At 34.7% G+C, this 23221-nt stretch carries 19 protein-coding genes; 4 read left to right on the top strand and 15 right to left on the bottom strand.

Annotation, left to right across the window (positions count from 1 at the left end; all coding sequences use genetic code 11):
- The 5 genes from GJV03_RS09835 to GJV03_RS09855 all read right to left on the bottom strand — a co-directional run.
- A partial coding sequence (locus GJV03_RS09835) for a hypothetical protein (RefSeq protein WP_252720694.1) occupies positions 1-1966 on the bottom strand: 1966 nt, incomplete at its 3' end.
- Between the two features lie 124 nt (positions 1967-2090).
- Complete coding sequence (locus GJV03_RS09840) at positions 2091-3305, bottom strand: FAD-dependent oxidoreductase (RefSeq protein WP_154129988.1); 1215 nt, start codon at positions 3303-3305, stop codon at positions 2091-2093.
- Between the two features lie 27 nt (positions 3306-3332).
- Positions 3333-4883: an AMP-binding protein gene (locus tag GJV03_RS09845; protein WP_154129989.1), complete on the bottom strand. Its 1551-nt coding sequence runs from the start codon at positions 4881-4883 to the stop codon at positions 3333-3335.
- A gap of 27 nt (positions 4884-4910) precedes the next feature.
- Positions 4911-6017 (bottom strand): NAD(P)-dependent alcohol dehydrogenase, encoded by a 1107-nt coding sequence (locus tag GJV03_RS09850; protein ID WP_154129990.1) that lies wholly within the window; start codon positions 6015-6017, stop codon positions 4911-4913.
- 27 nt (positions 6018-6044) lie between these two features.
- Positions 6045-7487 carry an aldehyde dehydrogenase family protein gene (locus GJV03_RS09855; RefSeq protein ID WP_154129991.1) on the bottom strand — a complete coding sequence of 481 codons (1443 nt, stop codon included), beginning with the start codon at positions 7485-7487 and terminating at the stop codon, positions 6045-6047.
- Between the two features lie 281 nt (positions 7488-7768).
- Between GJV03_RS09855 and GJV03_RS09860 the strand changes: the two genes are divergently transcribed.
- A complete protein-coding gene (locus tag GJV03_RS09860) occupies positions 7769-8944 on the top strand; it encodes a hypothetical protein (RefSeq protein ID WP_154129992.1) in 1176 nt (391 codons plus the stop codon).
- A gap of 65 nt (positions 8945-9009) precedes the next feature.
- On the opposite strand, the gene GJV03_RS09865 is transcribed toward GJV03_RS09860, so the two are convergent.
- Positions 9010-9447, bottom strand: coding sequence for a DUF2147 domain-containing protein (locus GJV03_RS09865; RefSeq protein ID WP_154129993.1), 438 nt, complete (start codon positions 9445-9447; stop codon positions 9010-9012).
- Positions 9448-9768: 321 nt separating this feature from the next.
- Here GJV03_RS09865 and GJV03_RS09870 point away from each other — a divergent pair, with 321 nt between their 5' ends.
- From GJV03_RS09870 to GJV03_RS21730, 3 genes are all read left to right on the top strand, one after another.
- Positions 9769-10674 (top strand): fatty acid desaturase, encoded by a 906-nt coding sequence (locus tag GJV03_RS09870; protein ID WP_154129994.1) that lies wholly within the window; start codon positions 9769-9771, stop codon positions 10672-10674.
- 1 nt (position 10675) lies between these two features.
- A complete protein-coding gene (locus GJV03_RS09875) occupies positions 10676-10837 on the top strand; it encodes a rubredoxin (protein ID WP_096734127.1) in 162 nt (53 codons plus the stop codon).
- Between the two features lie 90 nt (positions 10838-10927).
- Entirely contained in the window at positions 10928-13558 is a 2631-nt protein-coding gene (locus tag GJV03_RS21730) for a LuxR C-terminal-related transcriptional regulator (protein WP_252720695.1), read from the top strand.
- Positions 13559-13668: 110 nt separating this feature from the next.
- On the opposite strand, the gene GJV03_RS09890 is transcribed toward GJV03_RS21730, so the two are convergent.
- The 9 genes from GJV03_RS09890 to GJV03_RS09930 all read right to left on the bottom strand — a co-directional run bounded on the left by GJV03_RS09890 (position 13669) and on the right by GJV03_RS09930 (position 23175).
- Positions 13669-14139: an Lrp/AsnC family transcriptional regulator gene (locus GJV03_RS09890; RefSeq protein WP_004720411.1), complete on the bottom strand. Its 471-nt coding sequence runs from the start codon at positions 14137-14139 to the stop codon at positions 13669-13671.
- A gap of 201 nt (positions 14140-14340) precedes the next feature.
- Positions 14341-15234, bottom strand: coding sequence for a LysR family transcriptional regulator (locus tag GJV03_RS09895; protein ID WP_154129996.1), 894 nt, complete (start codon positions 15232-15234; stop codon positions 14341-14343).
- 48 nt (positions 15235-15282) lie between these two features.
- Complete coding sequence (locus tag GJV03_RS09900) at positions 15283-16635, bottom strand: MFS transporter (protein ID WP_056511169.1); 1353 nt, start codon at positions 16633-16635, stop codon at positions 15283-15285.
- 45 nt (positions 16636-16680) lie between these two features.
- Entirely contained in the window at positions 16681-17967 is a 1287-nt protein-coding gene (gene salA / locus GJV03_RS09905; RefSeq protein ID WP_154129997.1) for a salicylate 1-monooxygenase, read from the bottom strand.
- 485 nt (positions 17968-18452) lie between these two features.
- Positions 18453-18707: a hypothetical protein gene (locus tag GJV03_RS09910; protein ID WP_154129998.1), complete on the bottom strand. Its 255-nt coding sequence runs from the start codon at positions 18705-18707 to the stop codon at positions 18453-18455.
- A gap of 168 nt (positions 18708-18875) precedes the next feature.
- Positions 18876-21083: a TonB-dependent siderophore receptor gene (locus GJV03_RS09915; protein ID WP_354666848.1), complete on the bottom strand. Its 2208-nt coding sequence runs from the start codon at positions 21081-21083 to the stop codon at positions 18876-18878.
- Positions 21084-21242: 159 nt separating this feature from the next.
- A complete protein-coding gene (locus tag GJV03_RS09920; RefSeq protein WP_151957308.1) occupies positions 21243-21581 on the bottom strand; it encodes a DUF6616 family protein in 339 nt (112 codons plus the stop codon).
- 66 nt (positions 21582-21647) lie between these two features.
- Positions 21648-22142: a MarR family transcriptional regulator gene (locus GJV03_RS09925; protein WP_154129999.1), complete on the bottom strand. Its 495-nt coding sequence runs from the start codon at positions 22140-22142 to the stop codon at positions 21648-21650.
- Between the two features lie 433 nt (positions 22143-22575).
- Positions 22576-23175, bottom strand: a complete 600-nt coding sequence (locus tag GJV03_RS09930) for a TetR/AcrR family transcriptional regulator (protein WP_154130000.1) — start codon at positions 23173-23175, stop codon at positions 22576-22578.
- Positions 23176-23221 lie beyond the last annotated feature (46 nt).

Consider the following 23221-nt stretch of genomic DNA (forward strand, 5'->3'; position numbering starts at 1 on the left):
TATTTAAATATCTAACGTCTTTTTCATTTTTATTTGAAAGCAAATACAATTCAACTTGCTGGTAATGGAGTAATATATCCAGCCGTTTCGGATAAATTGAGATAATCTCTTGAAGGCTCTCTCGTAAATTTCGTGTGTCAGCCCAACTTTTTTGCAGTTTATAAGAAGTCGAAATTCCAGCGAATGCTGTTTCAACTAAACCATGATTTTTAATATTTTTATATCCAATTTCAACATGTTCTTGAGCTTTTGAAATTTGATTTACTTCATAGTAAATGGCTGATAATAATTGTGAAATTGTAGGCAAAATAGAAGCATCTTCACCTATTTCTTCAATTGTTTTATAAAATTGCCTTTCTAAAAATTTTTGTGCACGATTATATAGACCACAATCAAAAATAAATAAGCCGTAAAGTAGATTAACCCAAATTTCGCCATATATACTGTCTGTATCTCTAATCACTTGTAGCGCGTATTTGATTGATTTTTGAGCTGAATCATAGTCAACATCCAATCTATAACTTAAGTAACTTGCACAAGATACAACTGCATTATCAAAATTATCGGTGTTTTTATTTTTTTTAAACCAATTTTTTGATTTTTCTAAACTTATTTGGCGTTTATCCTGAAATGTTAATAAGACAATTTCAATCGAATCTAATTTAGCTGAATAAAACTGAAAATCCATTTCATTTAGATACTGATCATTTTGTAAAACTAGTCTGAGATTATTTACTCTTTGTTTTGACTCCTCCCATTGATATGAAAATGCGAGTGACCATGCCAGCCAGTAAATAACTTTATTCCAATTAAAATATTTCTCATCTTTTAACTCCTTAACCCAATTAATCACTGTAGGTAATTCACCTAGATTCTTAACTAAAATTTCACTGGTTTTATCAATAACTAGATTTTGAATACGATAGTCTTGACTTAATTTTGCATAATAAGCAGATTTTTTATAATGTTGATTTCTAATCGACCATATTGATGCTCGAACAAGTATTTTTTTTGATTTTTTATCAACTTGTTGACTGAGTATGAATTCACGTAAGAGCGGATGGACTTTAAATTCTCGATTATTTCGATCTATATTTTCGATAAATGCCCCGCTATAATATAACTGTTTTAATCTAGATTTACTATCAGTAAACTTTAAAGCATAGTTGCAAAGTTCAGCATTCGCCGTTTCAAGGGTAGAAAAACCTACCAGGAATTCTTGCATATCAGAATCCAAATTATCTAAAATTTGTTCTTTAAAAAGCTGTGAAAATGCATAATCCTCACCCGAAAGCTCAAATAGCTTTCGTACATTCTCTTTATTATTTAATAAATCCTTACAAATAGATATGGCATATGGCCATCCTTGTGTTTTATTAAAAATAAACTCAAGTTGACTATTTGAAATATTCGTATCTAAATATTCGAAAACTTCGAAGCTATTAAAGCTTAAATTTGATGAATTGAATATTTTAATTTTCTGATTCAACTCTAAATGTGATATTTTAAATTTTGGAAATATACGTGATGCAATGATGACATGCCAGTTAACTTTTTTGATATCTAATAAAGCATCAATCTCATTATTAAAGCTAGTGCACTCTATTTTTTCGTAATCATCAATAAAAATATAACATTGACCTGAAGTATATCTTTGTAAAATTTTTTCAATCGTTGAATCTTGTTTCAATTGATGATTAAAAAAAACACTTAAAGCCGTCAACAGAGATGAGCCTCCTTGCTTTAGATCAAAATTTGTCTCATCTAGCCAAATACAGCAATTATCATTACTTATTTTCTCAAAATATTCAAAGCAGTAGGTCAAAATTGATGTCTTGCCATAACCGCCTGGTGCAAATAAGAAATTAAGTTGGATATTCTCTATAGATTGTCTAACTTTGCAAAAACAAGAATGAATATAAATATTTCCATTCCTATTGTGCCTTCCTTGATTTGTTGAAAGCATTATCTTTCTTCCATAAATAATTTATCATTATTTAAAAATTCTCTATCGTTGTTTTAATAATGATAATTTCTTCCGATATCTTTATTGTAGGGTATATTTTTTTTGATTTACAATGAAATTATGATTATTTTTTAAGCACACATTGTTTTAAATTAGCCTCCGTTTGCACTAGTTTTAAATCTATAGCAGGTTTTTGTACAATCAGTTGCTTTGATGCAATAAAATCTTTGGCTGAGTTTACACAGACTGCCATTTTTAGCACATTACCTTCAAAGTATAATCTTGAAAATCCACCATTTGTGAAGTCCTGCCTAATAATGACTTGATCATAGTGATCTATTACACCAGCTATTTGTAAACGTTTATCATATTGTTCAGACCAAAACCATGGTAAAGCACTATGCGGGATTGAATTTCCACTGAGTGTAGCTGCTGCCGTTTTGGCTTGATCAGCTGCATTTGCTAAGCACTCCATTCGAACTGATCGTTGTAAATGGTCGCTAGGAAACAAAGTACAATCACCAGCAGCGACGATATCTACGTTGGAGGTACATGCAAATTTATCTACGACAATTCCATTTTCAACTTCTAGATCTGCAGTTAATGCTAATTCTACATTGGGTATCACACCTATGCCGATGATGACAGCATCTGCATCGAATTTAGAACCATCATCGCATATCACACTTTCTACATGGTGCTTCCCTTGAATTTCCCGAATATCAATATTCGTTTTTATTTCAACACCATGCTCAGCATGAAGTTGAATAAAGTAATTCGACATAACTTCATCAAGATTTCTTGACAAAATTCTTGAATTCACTTCGAGAACTGTCACTTTAATGCTTTGTTCTATTAATACTGCTGCAATTTCTAATCCGATAAATCCAGCACCAATAATGACGACTTTTTTAACATATTTAAGATGCTCTCGTAGTTTTTGAGCATCACGAATATCTCTCAGATAATGTATGCCTTTTAACGTAGAACCGCGAATATTTAGTTTTCGAACTCTCCCACCCGTACACAAAGCTAATTTGTCATAATTTATTTCTTCACCAGAATCCAATACAATGCTTTTGTTATGAATTTGAATAAAGTCTACCGATGTAGATAATCGAAATTGAATCTGATATTTCTCAAAATCTGATTCAGGATGAATCAAAGCTATATTAGATTGTTTTTTTAGGAATCCCTTTGAAAGTGGTGGGCGATGATAAGGCAATATATCCTCATTGCCAATCATCAATATTTCACCTTGCCACCCATACTGTCTTAATGATGTTGCAAGATGGATACCTGCATGACTCATCCCAATAATGATACATTTCTGACTCATCTAGCAGCCCCCCTTCACATCGTTTAATTATTTCAAATAATATTCATCACGTAATAAACGCTTCAACAACTTTCCGTTGGGTTCGCGAGGTAAATCCTGACGAAATTCATAACTGCGTGGGCATTTGATGGAAGAAATATGGCTTCGGCAAAAACTATCCAATTCTTTTATTAAGTCATCGCTTGCACGATGATGATTATACAATTGAACCACCGCATGCACAGATTCGCCAAAATATGGATGTGGGATGCCAATCACGGCAATATCCATAACTTCACTATGTTGAATCAAGATGTTTTCAGTTTCTTGAGGGTAAATATTAACTCCAGCAGAGATAATCATATTACTTTTACGATCAGTCAAATATAAGAATTTATCTTCGTCTAGATAACCGATATCTCCCACACATGCCCAACCTTTAATGTTATAAGCGTCTAGAGTTTTTGCAGGATCTTTATGATATGAAAATTTTGCAGAGTCAGAAAAATATACATTTCCAATTTTTCCTGTTGATAGTTCTTCACCTTCATCATCAAGAATATGGACAACTCCATAAATTGCCCGACCCACTGTGCCAGGATGATCAATCCAATCCTGAGTATTTGACATGGTCATGCCAATTTGCTCAGTACTACCATAATACTCATAGATAATTGGTCCCCACCATTCAATCATTTTCTGCTTGGTTGGAATGGAACATGGTGCAGCTGCATGGATAACAACTTTCAAACTTGAATAGTCATATTGATTAAGAATACTGAGTGGCAAATCCAGAATGCGATGAAACATTGTTGGTACCCACTGACTATGGGTAATTTTATATTTTTCTATCGTTTCTAATGCTTTTTCAGCTTCAAATTTTTCCATTAGCACCACTGTACCACCCAGAGTTAATATCGCTCTGCACCATTTAACTGGTGCTGCATGATAATATGGCGCTGGTGACAAATAGATCGTCTGGTCCGTTACGGCAAAAGCTTTTTTAACCTGATTTGCAATAATTTCTGTTGTACCTACAGGCAATCTAGTCAATTCAGGTTTAATACCCTTCGGCTGACCAGTCGTTCCTGCCGAATATAACATTTCATTCCCTTCAAGTAGTGTTCGATTTACTTGTATAGATGCCATTTTTAAAAGAGAATCAAGTTTAATAATGCCAGAAACATTTGAATCATCTAAAACGAATATGATTGGTTTTTTTTCTAATTGTTGAATCGCATCTACCAATTCTTGAGTACAATATTGAGCACTCAAAATAATGATTTTTGCATCACAGTCTTCGACAATATAAAGCACTTCAGGGAGTTTTAAGCGAGTATTAATAAAGGTGTAATACAAACCTGCATAGTGAGCACCACATTGTAAAGCGGGACACTCAATTCGATTTTCTGTCAAAAAAGCAACATGATCACCATATAGCAAGCCGAATGAATCATAAATATTCACAAATTTTAATGCATATTCATGTAAATCCTTATAACTTAAAGATTGTTGAGTTTCAGCTATAATGATCGCTGCTTTATTGGGGGTTTTTGTAGCATATATTCCTGCATAGCGGATTGTATTCTCAACATTCATACTTTTATCCTTTTATTAATATCTAACTTACTGACTGATTAATAAGACAGGCTTGATACAATCCCCAAGATGATTAGCAGCAATGGCCTCGTTGATTTGCTCGAATGGGTAAGTTCTGATCAATTTATCAATGGGTAATTGCCCTTTTTCGTAATAGCGAATTAATTCAGGAATAGACCGATCTGGATCGCTATCACCTTCAATAATTCCCTTAAAGCAGATCCCAGCCGGTACCATTTGCATAACAGTGCCAGGTAATTTTTGTTCAATCTTTTGCGGTACACCTACAAATCCATAAATGGCTTTGGGCGCCAGAACATTAAAGACATGCTCCATAACGATGTTTACTCCTGAGGTATCTAATGCATAATTAACCCCATCTGGTAGTATCTTATGGACTTCACTTTCAATGTCTTGCTCGTGCGGATTAATCACTGCTGTTGCACCTAACTCAAGCGCTAAGCGACGTCTAGCTTCATAAGGTTCAATCAAAATAATATGTTTACATTTCTGAATTACAGCAGCCATTACTGCGGCTAAACCAACCGTACCCCCACCAATAATCAATACTGACGAGTCAAGTTCACATGCTAAAGAACGGGTAATTGCACCAAAACCAGTTTGTATACCACAACCTAATGGTCCAATTAACTCTAATGGAATATTTTTAGGTACTGAAACCACATTACGTTGGTGAGCTACGGCATGACTTGCAAAGGACGATTGTCCAAAAAAACTGCAACCGATAGGATTTTGTTTGGAATCATGCAAGATTGGGCCATCTTTTCGGATGCCTGCAAAATTTAAAGACGTAAAGAAATAACAATATGCTGGCTGATTTTTCTTACAATTATTACATTCACCGCATGAGGAAAAACTCATTGCGACATGATCACCAACTTTAACTTTAGATACTTTTTTACCAATTTTTTCTACAACTCCTGCCCCTTCATGACCAAGTACTGCTGGCGAAATAATAGGAAAAACACCTGCATGCGCAACAAGATCTGTATGACAAATTCCAGCAGCAACAATTTTAACCAATACTTCTTCATCTTTTGGTCCAGTAATATCCAGTTGTTGAATACTAAAAGGCTGACTTGGACCGTATGAAACAGCAGCAATAATTTTCATTATTAAATTCCTTTTCTATGATCTTTTTCATATAACCTTAAACAGGAAATCTAGAACCCATCGTGTTTTTTTGGTATATGGCGGGTAGAATATGTGAGTCAAAAGCATGTTCGTTTTTAAAATTGCACGTTCATGTGAAAAAGCTTTAATCCCCCACTCAGCATGGTAATTACCAATTCCAGAATTATTTACGCCCCCAAAAGGCAAATTATTTTGAAGAAAATGCACCATAGTATGGTTAATGCAGGTTCCTCCAGCACTCGTATTCTGAATCACATGCTCAATACGCACTTTATCTTTACTCCAGACGTACAATGCTAATGGCTTTGGAGCAGCATTAATTTGATCTAATACTTCTTGAATATTTTTAAACGCAATAATGGGTAATATTGGTCCAAAAATTTCTTCTTGCATGATTGCAGCATCAGCTGGAATATTTGTAAGTAATGTAGGGGAAATAAAACATTTTTCTAGTATAACAATCCCACCATAGAGCACTTCTGCACCTTTTTCTTTTGCATCATCGAGCAAATGTGCAATACGGGCTGTGTGACGTTCATTTACAATACGTGCCAACTGGGCATTTTTTACATTTTCACCTTCACCATATATATTTGAAATATGTTGATTGAACTTGGAAATAAATTTATCTTTAATATTTTCAGCAATATATAAATGATCTGGTGCTACACAGGTTTGACCACAATTCAAAAATTTACCCCAAGCAAGCGTTTTCACTGCCATATCCAAATCAGCAGTTTCATCGATAATGATGGGCGACTTACCGCCAAGCTCCAAAGTTACACTGGTTAAATTTTTAGCCGCTGCGGTCATCACCACTTTTCCAATAGCAGGTGATCCAGTAAAGAAAATATGATCGAAAGGTAAAGTTAATAAACTTGTAGCAACAGAAGCATCACCTTCAAAAATAGCAACTTCGTTTTCCTCAAATGTTTCACGAATTATTTTCACCATAATTTTAGATAAATTTGGTGTCAATTCAGACGTTTTAATAATGATAGTATTTCCAGATGCAATTGCTGGAATAAGCGGCCCTAAGGTCAATGTCAATGGATAGTTCCAAGGAGAAATAATGAGACAGCGACCTCTAGGCTCGTAACGTACTTGTGATGATGTGCCCAACATCATCATCGTTGTTTTAATTTTTTTGGGTTTTAGCCACGTTTTTAAATGTTTACAAGTATGCTCAAGCTCCATTAGGACTGATAAAATTTCAGTAATCTCTAACTCCATGGCTGGTTTATTAAAATCAGCAGCACCAGCAGCAATAATGTGGGCTTTATTATTTTCTATGCTTTTACGCAATTTTTTTAATTTAGCAATTCTTTGACCAACAGTTGAATTACGTAATCTTAAAGCAGTTGGCTGTTGTATCTTAAAGACACGTAATAATTCATCATTTGAAACATTTTTTTCAGACTCTGAAAAGTGCAAAGTTTCAGCATTCATTCTTGTATTCCTTTCAAATAAATTCGCCCGACATAAAACCTTAATGAAAGTGCTAATATTCCTTACTTTTTACTATGGATGATTAAAAAAGAATGTACATCGTCAAAAAGGACTAATCTAAAATCAAAATTTTTTAATTAATCATAAGTAATTGTTTTTTGATATTTAATTCGATGTGAGATCATCTTAATCCTTATAATTAGTCCATATGGTCGATGTATTTAAAAAAAATATTTATACAATTTTTCTATCTAGATCACTTTGGCAAGCAAGGAATTCAGATGGGACAAGCCTATATTATTGCTGCGACGCGTACAGTTAACGGCTTAAGTCATGGAATAATTTCGTCATTTAATCCAAGTGAATTATTATCTTTTGTTTTTAATTCATTGATTCTAAAAACTAAATGTGATCCTGAATTTATTGAACGTGTTTTAATCGGTTTCGTAAATCATCCAAATGCAAATATCAAAAAAATGACAAATGACGCTTTAGCACACTCGATACTATCCCCACAACAACTGGTAAATAGGCTTGAATATCAACATAATACTGCACAGCAAACCTTACACTATGCTGCGCAAATTGTAATGTCTGAAACACACGATATTGTTATTGCTTCAGGAGTCGAAAATCATCTCAGCCGTGATCAGCAGATGTGGATGCCCAATGATGCAAACAAATCTAGATTTTTTTTAAAGGATACTGCTTTAAATCAAAACGCTCATATGCTTTCAGTGAAGCAATTAAGCTATGCTATGGAATTATTGAAAAAAAATCGATTAAATCGAGATTTGCTTGATTATTATAGTTTTAATAGCCACTTTAAGGCACTCAGTGCCTGGCAAGCAAATAAATTCGAAGCTGAAATCATTCCAATGCTACACAACTTTGAAAATTCCTCTGCATCCCCTATGCGTATCCAGGATGAATCTATAATTGAATATATTTCTTGGTCAATTTTTACTAAATCTCCGACTATTTTACCTGATCTCCCGATGACATCTAAACATATCAGTTCCAATACATATGGTGCATCTGGATTAATCATTGCTAATGATCGAGGTTTAAAATTATTGAAAACGCCACCAATCGCACGAATTTTGTATATGAATAGCTTGCAGTCCAACCACAAGGACATTGATGCAAATATATTTTTTGCCACACAAAATGCACTAGAAAAAACAGGATTGACCATTAATCAAATTGATCTCTATGAAATGAATGAGGTTTTTACACCCCTACCTCTCGCTTGGTTGAGTGTTCTAGGGGCTGACCCAGACAGATTAAATATTCATGGTGGAACATTAGCCCTTGGAGAGTCATGTGGATCTATAAGTACCCGTATGATGACGACGCTATGCCATGCATTAATAACCACTCAGGCGAGATATGGTATGCAAATTCAATATGATAAAAAAGATTGTATCCAGATTACGATTATCGAAAAAGTTTAATTCTAGGTATTGAACTAAATATGCAATACCGAGAATCAGTGCAAAAGAATTTTTATTTACAGGCTCTAATTAACCCTTAACCAAATTTGGCTTCTACCCAGTGCTGAAATTCCTAAATAACCTCGAAGCTTCAGTTTTTTTCCGTTTTCAACCAACTCACCTTCTAGACTATAAGTACGACCAGAATCTGGGTCTAAAATTTTTCCATCTTTAAATTTTCCATTTTCTACTAATTTTAAATTATTAATTACGGTCGTACCCTGTAGGCGTTTTCCCCTTAACCTACCGATACAAGTTTTACAGTTCAATTTATTTTCTACATCAAATACATCTATGATACTGCCATTATAGGTATTATCTTTTACTTTTTTAATTTCTATAAGAAATTTGGGCTTGCCAGTTTTATCATCGATGGTCTTCCATTTTGTGCCTTGAATCGAATCATTTGCCCAGGAAGTTGAAGCTAGAAAAGCACTTGCTGCTAAAATTAAAATTTTATTCATAAAAGTATCCTTTTATTTATGGCCTTATTTTCAAGCCAGAAGCTAAACTCATATGAGTTTCAGAAAATTTATTATTTTTTAATACCTGAATTAAAAAACAACCAAAAATAAGCTATCAAAAGGTGGCTCTCATTTATTCATCACAAAGAACTAATTTAGAGTTTGATCAGGCATATATTTTAGCCATCAGCCAAGTAGAAATAACGAATCGAAAAACGCAAAGGCAAAAACCAACCTTTTTCTCAGGTTTATTTTTTCTATTTTTTTGTCATCTTGATAAAGATAGCAAATTACATCAGGGTGAAAACCAAGGAAATGACAATGAGAACGATCAATAAATCTACTCCATCCGATCACGCATTACGCGAGTTAACTAAAGCCCCTTTGATTGCTTTACCAACTTTATTCTTGTTTATCATCTGTCTAAGCATTCTGGCAATTGTCGATTACTGTGTAATCCTTGGGATGGTTCCACTATGGATTGGCATGATCATTAATGGATTTACAATCTATTTTTTATTTAGCCCAATACATGATGCATCTCATGGTGCATTTTCGCGAATAAAATGGATCAATGAAATTCCAGGCCATATAGGCATGATTTTCTTTGGTCCTATCGCGCCATTCAATCTAGCACGTTTTATCCATATGCAGCACCATCGCTGTACCAATGAAAAAGAAAATGATCCAGATTATTTTGGACATAAGATGGATATTTTCTTTCCATTACGTTGGAGCAATTTTGACTACTTTTATTCCAAGTATTTCTTTTTGCGCGCTAGTCAAGCAATGCGTAAACGTTTATTACCTCACTTAGTGGTTCATTTCGCTTCAATAATTGGCGTTTTAGCAGCTTTAATTTATTTTGGATATGGTCTTGAAGCGCTTATGTTATGGATTTTACCAACAAGGATTAGTTCATTCTTATTTGTGACTGCATTTGTATTCTTGCCACATGAGCCATTTCAAAGTACAGCGAAAGAAAATGAGTATCGAGCAACGAATGTACGCCCTGGTGCTGAATGGTTACTTACTCCATTACTGACCTACCAAAATTATCATTTAATGCATCATCTTTATCCTACTGCACCCTTCTACCGTATGCTGAAACTGTGGAAATTAAAACATGAGCATCATGTCGCCAATGATCCTTTGATTATAAAAACTTTTGGTCTTGCACCAATAAAAAGCGATCAGACAAAAATGAAAAATGATGTGAGTAGCTAAGATGAAAAAATGGCAATGTCGATATTGTTCGTTTATTTATGATGAAAAAGTTGGAATTCCTGAAGATGGAATAGCACCGGGAACATCTTTGGATCAATTTTCAGATGATTGGATGTGTCCAGATTGTGGCGCAACTAAAGAAGATTTTGAGGAAATATTTTAAAACTTATTTCGAGGCAATCAATCTGTAATGACGTGATCTTTGCCTCACTTTAAAGTTTTATAAAGATTTATTTTTTCAAGGAGTGAGAAAATGAACAATATTTTAACAACAAAGCTCAATCCACCAGTATCAATAAAACCGCAGATTGAACGTACTCTTATATTTAATCATTTAGACCAATATACGAAGGTTAAATTGATTTCTGTGATAGCTCCTGCTGGATTTGGTAAAACTACATTTTTAAATCAACTTTATCTTCAACAAAAGAAATATCGTAAAGTCATTTGGATGACGCTTGATAATGCAGACAATGACTTCAATCGTTTTATTCAACATTTATCATATATTTGGTTTAAAACGACGAATCAACCATTTAATAATAATTTTCTTGAAAATATTACTCAGTATTCAAATCCCTTTACAATATTCTTAGATCAAGTAGAACATATTTATGATGAATCAACGCTCAAGTTTTTACAGCAGATCATAGATTATTTACCTTCACATAGCCAAATTGTCATCGGTTCTCGACAGTTACTGCCATTAAAAATTGCCTCATTACGCATTCGTTGTCAAATTTTAGAAATTAATCAAGAAGCACTCAGTTTCAATGCAGATGAGATAAATAAGCTTGCTCTAAATGATTATGGCTTTCAGCTCAATCCAAATGAAATTAACCTGTTACTTAAAAAAACAGGAGGTTGGATTGTTGCGATTCAACAATTTGGTTTAACTTTAACTTCAAGACATTCTCTATGTACACAAATTCAAAAGTTTTCAATTAACCATACTGAACTTAATCATTTTTTAAGTGAAGAAATCTTAAATCAATTACCCAATAATCTTCAGGATTTTTTATTGAATTGTAGTGTCTACTCGCAATTTTCTGTTGCTGATTGTGATTGGTTGCTCAAAACAAATAATAGTGCCCATTTACTCAAACAGTTAGAACAAAAAAATCTTTTCCTTATCCCTATGGATCAGCAAGGTGAAAAATATCGTTTCCATAGTTTATTCTTAAGTTATTTACGTAATCAGTTTAAAAGTATATACCCAGAAAAATTTAGATCACAGCATTTACGTGCTGCAAAACGTCTACTTTATTTAAATCAACCTATTGAAGCCATTGAGCACTATTTGCTTGCAAAAGAGTTTGACAAGTGCGTCGAACTTTTGACTCTACATGGCCAAGCATTATTAGAAAAAGGTAGAGTGCGATTTTTATTACGCTGTTTGGATCAAATACCAGCGCATATTTTTGAAAATTTGCAACACTTACAAACAGCATATACATTAGCTTTAATTTTAAACCGCCGTTATGATGAAGCTAAATATGTCATCGAGAAAATGAAAAGGCAAAAATTGCTGTCTAATATTGAAACTAAAATATTAGATTGCTTATGGCTCTCAATGACAGATCGTATAGCAGAAAGTTTTGCTGCCTGTGAAGAACTTTATAATAGACAAAATGAATCTGATAACTTGTTGAATAACTTTTTTATTTCAATTTATTCCCATTACTTAATTGCATATAACAAAATTGATTATGCTCGAAAACTGATTCATAAAGTTATCAATAATTCTCGATATAATCGAAATACTTTTGTACAAACGCTTTATGAGTATAATGAAGGTTGTATAGAGTTACAACAAGGTCATTTAAATCAAGCTTATATTAGATGGTATACAAATTATAATTGTAGCTGGCGAGAACATCAGAATAGTGTATCTGGTGGTCATGCAATGATTGGAGTTCCTTTAGCTGAAATTTTATATGAAAGAAATCAGTTAGAGGAATCATTTAGTTTAATCAAAAATTGTCTCCCTTACGCACGTCAAAATGGACACATAGATTCATTAATATCTGCCTATAGTCTATTTGCTAAAATTGAATACAGGTTAAATCATGATAAAACTGCAGCATTATGCTGTCTTAAAGAACTTGAATATATTGGAGCAGATTTTAACTTTACCCGTGTTAAAGCTAATGCGCTCCTTGAACAAGCAAGAATACATTGGCTGAATAAAGATTATTATCTTGCTCATAAAATTTTAAATGAAATCATTGATTTGGATGTTTGGCGTACACTAGATCATTTTTATATGCCAGCTCAATATCTCGATACTCCCCAAATGGTTATATGGCGAATTGATATAAGTAATAATGATGGAAAAAAGCATGAGGAAAAAATTCAAGACCTAATTAAACATGCACAAACTTTACTTCATGAAAGACGTGCGATTAAATTAAAAATGATACTTTCTACTCTTTATTTTAGCGAAAATAATCAGAAACAAGCCTTTGATTGTTTTACAAGCATCCTGTTAGATATTGGTAATGAAAAGTACCTTAGAAGCTTTTTAGACGAAGGCCCTATTATGCATAAATTAATTTATGCTTTTTATGAAAATTATAGTGAATCATTTCACCTAGATTCAAATACTCGTAAAATTTTAGAACTGTTAATTTCGCTAGTTGATCATTCTAAAATCAAAGAAGTACACCCAAATATAAAGAATGTATCTTATGATGCTTTAAGTAAACGAGAATTAGAAATTTTAAGTCATGCCGCTGAAGGATTACGTAATCAAGAAATTGCAGATAAAATATTTTTAGCAGTAACAACGGTTAAGGCCCATCTTAGACGTATACACTCTAAACTGGATGCACATTCTCGTACAGAAGCTGTTGCCATAGCGAGGAAGAATGGATGGTTATAGTGATCAATAGGCTAAACTATTAACGGCGTATGAATGTGCCCACCAATATATTTTCTAATAGCCTAAATCAGAGACATTCGCTCTGATTTTTATGAAAAAAGCATCAATGATCAAAGAAAATTTAAAGGTAATTCCGTCGTATACTTAATTTGCTCCATCGCAAAACTGGAGCTCACATCAGTAAGACCAGAAATTTGAATTATTTTTTTATAGACTTTGTCATACTCAAGCACATCGGGTACAGCGACTTTTAACAAATAATCAGTCTCTCCAGCCATTCGATACACTTCTATAACTTCATCGATTGTATGGATATGATTGTGAAATTTTTCAATCCATTCTGCATTATGTTGTGCTGTTTTAATAAAAACCATAACAATCACATTGATATTTAGTTTTTTACGATCTAATAAAGCAACTTTAGCGCGAATGATGCCTTCTTCTTCCATTTTATGAATGCGTCGCCAACATGCGGTATTACTTAATCCAATACGATCTGCGATATCGCCAATCGCCCAAGTACAATCTTTTTGTAATAGTTCTAAAATGCCACGATCGTATTTATCTAGCTGTAATTTCATGCAGTTCACTTTATATAAGAAATTAAAAAAATGAGTCATTGATTTATCTATTATTGGAATAATATTCTATTTTTGACAAGATAAATAGATTTTTAATTCTTAATGCTGATTACTTGAAACTCTCATTCAAATAAAGATTAGTTCAGATAAGTTATGGCTCTATTCACTGTTTTTTAACGCATTACAAATAAGAATACGGCGTTATAGCGATTGGAAAAGTTCTTGTAGTGTTTGAATAAACCACGTTCGGGCCTCTATGTCATCTCGATGGTTATACCAATTGGCACTCACGTTAAACGGTTTAACTGAAAATGGTAATTCAAAAATATTGACATCCCCATTACGCGCATATACTTTTGCTGCCCGTGAAGGCAAAGTCACTAATAATTCAGAACTGGTCACAACATCTTGTAAAACACTAAAATGAGGAAGCTCAAGCATGATTTTTCTTTTTAAGTCCAATTCTTTCAGCCTTTGATCAATTTCAATGTGACCTGTTGAAGATTTAATAGCCGCATGATTTTCTTGAAAATATTGTTCTAAACTCAGTGTATCCCTGATACGTGGATGGTACTTATGCGCAATGCACATATAGCGTTCTTCAAATAAATTTCGTGATTCAATTTTAGGCATAACGGTATAACTACTATTGAATACAGCAACATCTAAAAAACCTTCAGTCAGCCAGTCTTCTACTTTATGAGATTGAATTTCTTCGATTTCCACCTTAATAAATGGTGCTTCTTTAGAAAGATATTGAATTAACGAAGGTAACAGACATATTTCACCTAAATCAGATAAGCCTAAACGAAATATCCGAGTTGAGGTTTTTGGGTCAAAGTATTTAGACGCTGTAATTGCTATTTCAATATCGGTAATTGCTTGCCTAAAGCTTGGGTATAAACTTTGTGCCAACTTGGTCGGTTTGACTCCAAATTTGTCTCGTTCAAATAAAGGGTCATTTAAAAATTTACGTAGGCGATTTAGATTATAGGTGACAGAAGGTTGGCTTAAATTGAGGCGTTCGGCCGCGTGACTAATATTTTTAGTTTCAAAAACGATAATAAAAACTTTAATAAGACTTAGATCAATCAATTGTAAAATCTCTATTGAATGAGGGAGGTAGACCTCCCTACTCTACTTTTAGATTTGTAGCGCTTTCACCGCCAATTTTGTTTTTTTCAAGCGTAAGTGAATCATTGAAACACTCATTACTGCAATAATACAGGGGATTGATAATGCAATAAAATTATAATTAATTGGCAAACTTAAGCTTAATAACCAACCACATAAGATTGGCCCTAAAATTGCGCCTAAGCGCCCCACACCTAAAGCCATTCCTAAGCCTGTTGCACGAATATTGGACGAATAAAATTGGGACATATACGCCAATAATAAGATTTGCCCACCAATTGATGCAGCACCTGCAACAGCAATACAAAAATAAAGAATGATCGTCGGTAAATTATAACTCAGTAAAATTAATGCGATCGCACCACTTAAAAACAGTGAGCATAATACCTTTGCAAGATTAAAACGATCCGCTAAGTAGCCACCACAAATTGCGCCAAGCATTCCCCCAATATTTAAAGCCAATAGAAAAACCAAACTGGTCGATAAATCATAGCCTGCTTCTACCATTAATTTAGGTAACCAATTGCCTAAAGCATAGACCAGTACAAGCGCCATAAATACGCTGCCCCAGAATAAGAGTGTTACCATCCCACGATTTTCTGCAAATAAATCCTTGATCGGGGTTTTAGAGGTGGCTTGATTGTCTTGATGAAGACCAATTTGAGTCTGAGGCGTATAGGTAATATTGCCATCAATTTGTTTAAGGATCTCAATGGCTTTGTCGGTTTTATCACGGCGCACCAAATAATCAATCGATTCGGGTAACAGCTTCCAGATTATGGGAATGAGTAAAAGTGGTGTGCCTCCTAGAATAAACATGATTTTCCAACCAAATTGCGGGACTAACCACATTCCTAATAAAGCTGAACACATCCCACCGACTGCATAGCCACTAAACATTAAGGAAACCAAGGTTGAACGTAGTTTTTTAGGTGCATATTCAGTCATCAAGGCGATTACATTTGGCATGACCCCGCCTAAACCCAATCCAGCTAAAAACCGAAAGATTGCAAAACTTTGTGGATTATTGGCATAACCACAAAGTAAAGTAAAACCACTGAATAAACAGATACATAAAATAATTAATTTTTTGCGGCTAAATCCATAACTTTCTAATTTATCACTCAGGCTACCGAAAATAATCGCACCAAACATCATCCCAAATAAGGCGATACTGCCCAGAAATCCAGCCGTAATACTGTCAATTTTCCATTCTGCCATCAACTTGGGTAAAGCAACACCGTAAATCACTAGATCATAACCATCAAAGATAATAATCAATGCACTGAGTAGAATCACCCGCCAATGAATGGCTTTTAATTTAGCATGATCAATAATTTCATTTGCATTTATGATTTGCATAATAGACCTCCCTGGTCATATTGTCCTGTTTGTAATCTTTGTTGTTTAAGTCGTCATTTCAGTGTGCTGTAGTTGTTTTGCTAATGCTGCTTTAGCTGTCTGAATATCATCTTCAAGCGAATGTTGCCACAACCAGTCAAAACGCTGTGCCAAATGTTGGCCAATTGATTTAAAATCAGGATATTTCGATGAATATAGCTCATAGATTTCACCTGATTCACGTGAGGTATTTTGAACTTTTACGGCGCGTTCTAATCGAACCTGCTCATAGATTTCAGATACAGCTTTGATAGATTCAAATGTTAACTCAGGGTTTTCTAATAATTTAGCTAAAATCAAAGCATCCTCTAAACCTTGTCCAGCGCCAGCACCTTGATGCGGTAACATGGCATGAGCAGCATCGCCAATCAAAATCACATTATTGCTTTTGTTTTTATAAGTTTCTAAAGGTTGAATTTCATGTAAAGCCCAAATTGTTGGTGAGTCGATCAGATCCAATAATGCCTTGCAACTCTCGCTCCAGTCTGCAAAATCAGCCAGCATCGTTTGTTTTGAAACAGGCGATGTCCATGGTGTATTCTCTGCTAATACGGTTTGAGTGCGATCTGACTTAAATGCGACAATGTTAATTTCTTCACCCTGACGGATTGGGAAAGTTAAGATATGTTTATCTTTCCCTAAAAGCATTTGCGGTACATCGGCAATTTCGGCATCATTTCCCAGTTTTGCAATGGCTTGCTTAAAATCTTGAAATTTAATAATTCCACGATATGCCCACGTCCCTGAAAACTGAGGTTCAACACGCGCTAATTGATTAGAGTCAAGCACATGATTTCGAACAACTGACCGAATTCCATCACAACCAATCACATAATCAAATGTAATATGATGACCATCTATAAAGTGAATTGTCGCTTGTTCTTCATCTGCCTCAATTTCTTGTACACGTTTATTAAAATGTACATTTGTTAAAGGCACCAACGGAATTAAACGATCGAGAAAATCTGCACGATGTACCGAAGACTGCCCGACTTGTGGCGCAATAGATGCAGATAGATACTCATCGGTATAACCATTACGCCATTGAAACCAAATATCGGTGTATGGTGTCTTTACCTGATCTGCAATAGATTCATACTCTTGGCTTAGACCTAATAATTGAATGGCTTTAACTGCATTGGCACCAAACGAAATCCCTGCACCAATTTCAGAAAACTGTGATGCAGACTCAAAGAGATGTACATCTAAATGTTTATTTTTGATCAATTGAGTGGTGAGTGCTAATCCTGCAATACCGCCACCAATCACAGCAACTCTAATTTTTTTGTCCATTTTTAGCATTCCTTACTAAATTGCTTAGAATTCTATGATTGGTTATTTTTTAGAATAAATCCAATTTATATTTTTAAGTTTATACTATCTATTTTTTTGATATTTATTTAAATAAATCTCTTTCATAAATGAAAAAGTGATCATGTAGCGTGAATCATATTTCGATTGAAAATCCCTTCTCCCTTTGGGAGAAGGCTAGGATGAGGGGAATTTTATGTTGATTTATAGTTTTAAAAAAGGACTTTTTGAAAAATTCTAAGGTGTTGATATAACTAAATTATTGTTCTATTTTTTGAAGAGTGTTTTAAATATCACGCTTAGTTTCATAAATTTATTTGAGACTTAAATAAAATATTTAAGAACCTTGTCTATACAACACTATTTTTCTTATTGAAATCACTTTTTAGGTTTTGGTTTTTAAAATACAATTTTTATCTTTTCTGAAATTGCGTAAATAACCATTTGTCTCAAAATCATTAAAGGGATCAAACATGTTGAGTTTCATCAAAATAACGGCCAAGCAAAATCAACATTTGTGAACCATCGATCACATTTGCTCGACGTAAAGCAATTACTAATTTTTCAGTTTCGTCTGGTTTAACATCATCATCAGCTAAACGTGTAATCGTTTGAGCCAATAGACTACTTCCAGTATTGATATAACTTATATGGTTTTGACGTGGGAGTTTCGCTATATATCTTTTCAACCCTTTATGTGGAATTTCATTCATATTCAGCATCACAAAGTTCCTTAATAAAACTGCCCCTCTATTATAACAACATGGGTAACTTCTACGCTAATAAAAAATGAGATGCTATTGACGGTTCGTTAATTAAATTATCTAACCGTCAAATATTAACTTAGTCTACATCTCAATTTAAATTACCAATAGGCTCAGCAAGTTACTTTAAAAACCCAAAGTCCACGAGAGTTGTGCAGTACGTGGTGCGCCAAGAAATAAATAGTCATCGCCTAAGAAACTCCCCGCATCTCGCCAGTATTTTTTATTAAACACGTTATCAACATTAAATCGAAGTGTATTGTCATAACCATAAGCACGGAAGTTATAAGCTGTACCTACATCAAACACGCTATAGCCTGATACTTTTACTGTACCCGTTTTATTGGCATATTTACTGCTACTGTATTGTATGCCAGCCAATAAACGTAAGCCATCTACTTGTGGTACTCGATAAGACAGATGACTGGCAAAACGGACACTCGGTACATTTTGAGTTTGATGACCTTGATAATCAGCCACTTGTATTTCTTTTAAACGTGAACGAGTTAAAGCTAAAGAAGAAGTCATATCTAGATTTTGCCCTAAGCGTCCCTGTAAACCCAATTCTAAGCCAAGGTTATGTTGCTTACCATCCGTGACAAAGTAATTGTCTGCGTTGGTGTATTGATTGTCTTGGGTTAAATCGAATAATGCCGCGGTAAACAGTAATGTTTGCCATTGCTGCTTAAGACCCAACTCATACTGAGTTGAATTTATCGGTGCTAAAGTTTTAAAAGCATTACCTTCAATACCTTGATCAGGAATACCAGTAGCAAACCAAGGGGCTTGTCCGCCATCACTTAAGCCTTTGGCATAAGAAGCATAGAGGTGGGTATGTTCCCAAGGTTGATACATCAACGCAAACTGCGGCAAGAAACGATTAAAATTGGTCTCTCGGATGTTGTTTGCATCCACATCATAGGCATTTTCATTTAAATGCATCAGTTTACCGCCCAACAAAACTGACCATTCAGTGTTGAAGTCAATCTGGTCCAGTAAGTTCAGTGCAGTTTGTTGACTGTCTAATGATTTATAATGTGTACCTAAAGTTTTATCAGTAGGCGCATACGTTATAGGATCATTATAAATATTTCCTGTACCGACCAATTCATTGATTGCATTATATTGTGTATGCCGTTTCCCTGTATGTGACAGTTCTAAACTTAGCGTATGTTGCCAAGCCCCTGTGCTAAACTTGCCGTTTAAGCCTGCTTTAAATTGATTGGTTAAGAAGCTGTCGTCTGGATTACGGAAATCATAAATATCATAATTACCATTTTGATCAAAAGTATTACCTAAACCTGTCGTTTGGCAAGTACTGCTATAACAACCCCACGGAAATGCTGAATAATCATCAATCACGACACGGCTTTGTGCAGCAGACAGATTTGTTGTCCAGTTGTCATTGACTTGGTAAATATATTTTAAGCTGGCATTTAGGCTTTCATTGGTCACTGGTTTACTCCAGCTTTGATAGCCAAGTAAACGATCCCATTTAACCCCAGTCGGTACAGTTGTACCATCCAGTAATTGATAACCTGCGACTGAGCGCTGACGTTGACGCTGCGATTCAATATCAAATTCTAATTTTGAGCGATCTGAAATCTTCCAATCTAAAGCCAAAGCGCCAAACAAACGCTGCCCATCTGCATGCTCAACATAAGGATGAATTTCTTCTTTGGCCAGATTCAGTCGATAACCAAACTGCTGCTCTTCTCCCAACCAGCCACCCAAGTCAGTTGCAACACGATTGCCACCATGACTATCTACTTCAACGGTAATAGCACGAATGTCTTCTGGACGTTTAGTGACATAATTGATGACACCACCCGGTGTTGACATCCCACTTTGGATTGCACTTATACCCTTTAGAATTTCAACTTGTGCTTTGTTCTCAAGCGCCACATTTTGCTCGCCACGCAGCAAATGACCATTGAGCAAATAACTTGATCCTAAATTTAAGTTAAAGCCACGCATAATAAAGTTTGGATAATAACCAATGGGTGCATAGCCATCACCGATTGCTGCATCATTTTTAACAACATCCGTCAGGGTTTTTGCATGTTGGTCAGCAATACGTTCCGCGGTGACTGTACTGATAGATGCAGGGATCTCAGTAAGATTTTGCTGAGTAAATCCTAATAAATTTACCTTGGGTTGATAATAAGCAGTTGGTGTTGTTTCTTCTGTTTGAACGCTTACTTTAATCGTTTTAAGTTGCTGTGTATCTTTTTCAGTATTAGCATGTGCCAATGCTGAACTTAGCCCTAGACATGAAAATGAACCAACTGCCAGTAGTGCTTTTTGTAAACGAGAAAATGGATACGTTTTCACAGTAATTGCCTAACCCCAAAAGATAATCTTACAGCCTCAATTTATGCGCATGAGTATTCACAATTTTTTCTCATTGAACAAGCATTTCTATAAGATATTTAAGCTTTAAAGAACACTTTGATATGACCTTGAAAATAAATAAGCATTTTTGAAGAGAAATTAAAACTTCGCCAAAGCATCAAGATGTTGCTGGAAATCACCTTCCGTCCCTGCAGCATTTACATGATCGAAGTAGTCATACCAACCACTTGCTTGAATACCTGTTAACAATGCATCCCGTGCCTGTTGATTTGGAAAGCGCCAAATCCCCATAAAGCGATGATGACTACTTTGATCAACGGCAGTATCAATCTCGGTGAGTGTTAAAAGCTCAACACCTAGACTAGACAAGCCTCCCATAGCTGCGCCAACATCAGCCAAATATTGTTGACGCTCTTGTATAGGTAAAGCTTGCCAAACTGCATTGGGTGTATAGAGTTCAATTAGATAGTGATTCATGATTATTCCTTGATTTAATTCAACGTTTTATATCGATAATTTAAAAAAGATTTTTATATAAATATTTTATAAGCGCTTATCAACAAGATTTTTCGCCACTTTCTCAAGTAAACCTGTTAATTGTTCACGTTCAGCTTGGGTTAACCCAGCAAACAGACTGGCAATCCAGCGACTATGCTGATCAAACACAATTTTTGCGACTTGCTTGCCCTTTGCCGTCAGCCGAATACATAACGCGCGACGATCTTCTGGATCTGCGTGACGTTCTACCAATTGTTCACGTTCTAAACCATCCAGTAGTCCAGTGACTGTGGCACGGGTAATTCCCGCTTGTTCAGCTAAAGTTTTAGGCGCTACAGCATCATTAGCTGCATCAAGGAGAAATAAAAGCACAAATCTCCCTTCAGATAAGCCATAAGGCGCAAGCTGTACGGCACAGTCTCGATCAATACTTGAAGCGAGTGAAAGCGTTTGAAAACAGAGGCGCAAATTTTCAATATCTGCCATTTTACGGCGTTGCGCTTCATGCAAAAGCGCGGTGTATTTCTGTTCTAGATTCATTTGGTATTTAACCATATAATATGGTGACTAACTATATATTGAATATTTTAGCTGTGTCAAGATAGATTGTTTACCAGAAAAAATAGTGCTTAAATTGATCGATTTTAAATGGACTAAAACAGATTTTTTCAGATTAATTTTTATGTTTAATTTATCTCGTGTTAAATCGCTAAAATAATCCTGAATATTATTTTGAATAACATAGAACCTAGCTCATGAAGTTTTATAATTTATTGAAATATATTGTTAAATTTTAATTTGTTCATCAATTAAAACCCATTCAATATTGCCATTTCAAAGTGATGAGACGCCCATTTATTCGCCGTAAAGCAAGGCTTAAAACTCAACAAAATAAGTCGCAATCATACGATGTATATTCCAAGTCAATATTCATCACTTATACATTGTTACTGCTGATCTAGGTCTATGCATTTTAAGATGAAACCAGATATTGATCTAAATTTTTAAGGGAAAAATCGATGATTTGCACAAGCATTTGTTCTGAATAACCATCTCTGGCTTGAACGGATAATCCATGTAGCACTAGTCCGTAATATTGCCCTAATATCTCAGGATCAGCATGTTCTAATAATTGTCCATCTGCTTTCGCCTGTTTAAAACGCTTAACTAGACTTTGACCACGTTCAATACGTTGTTGCTTCATCCAGTCTAAAAGGCTTTGATTTTCCTGACTTAATACACTTGCAGATGACACAACCATACAGCCATATGAATGATTATTCTGGGTATAAAGTTTGATTGCATCTTGAAATAATTGACTGATCGCATCCTTGATATTTGCTTGTTGTAAAGCGTGAATCGCAAAGCCGCCTTCATTTTCTTCGTAGTGTATAACAGCTTCTCGAAACAACGCTTCTTTAGAGCCAAAGGCTTTATAAATACGCGCTGAAGCAATACCTAAGACCTCGACTAAATCTGACATCGAAGTCCCTTCATAGCCATGTTGCCAGAAAAAATCACGCGCTTGAATCAGTGCTTTTTCTCTATCAAATTCTCTTGGTCTACCAGCCATAACGACGCTTCAATCCGATTTAGTATTTTTTATTATCATTCGAAAA

Source organism: Acinetobacter sp. RIT698 (assembly GCF_009668065.1).
GTDB lineage: Bacteria > Pseudomonadota > Gammaproteobacteria > Pseudomonadales > Moraxellaceae > Acinetobacter > Acinetobacter guillouiae.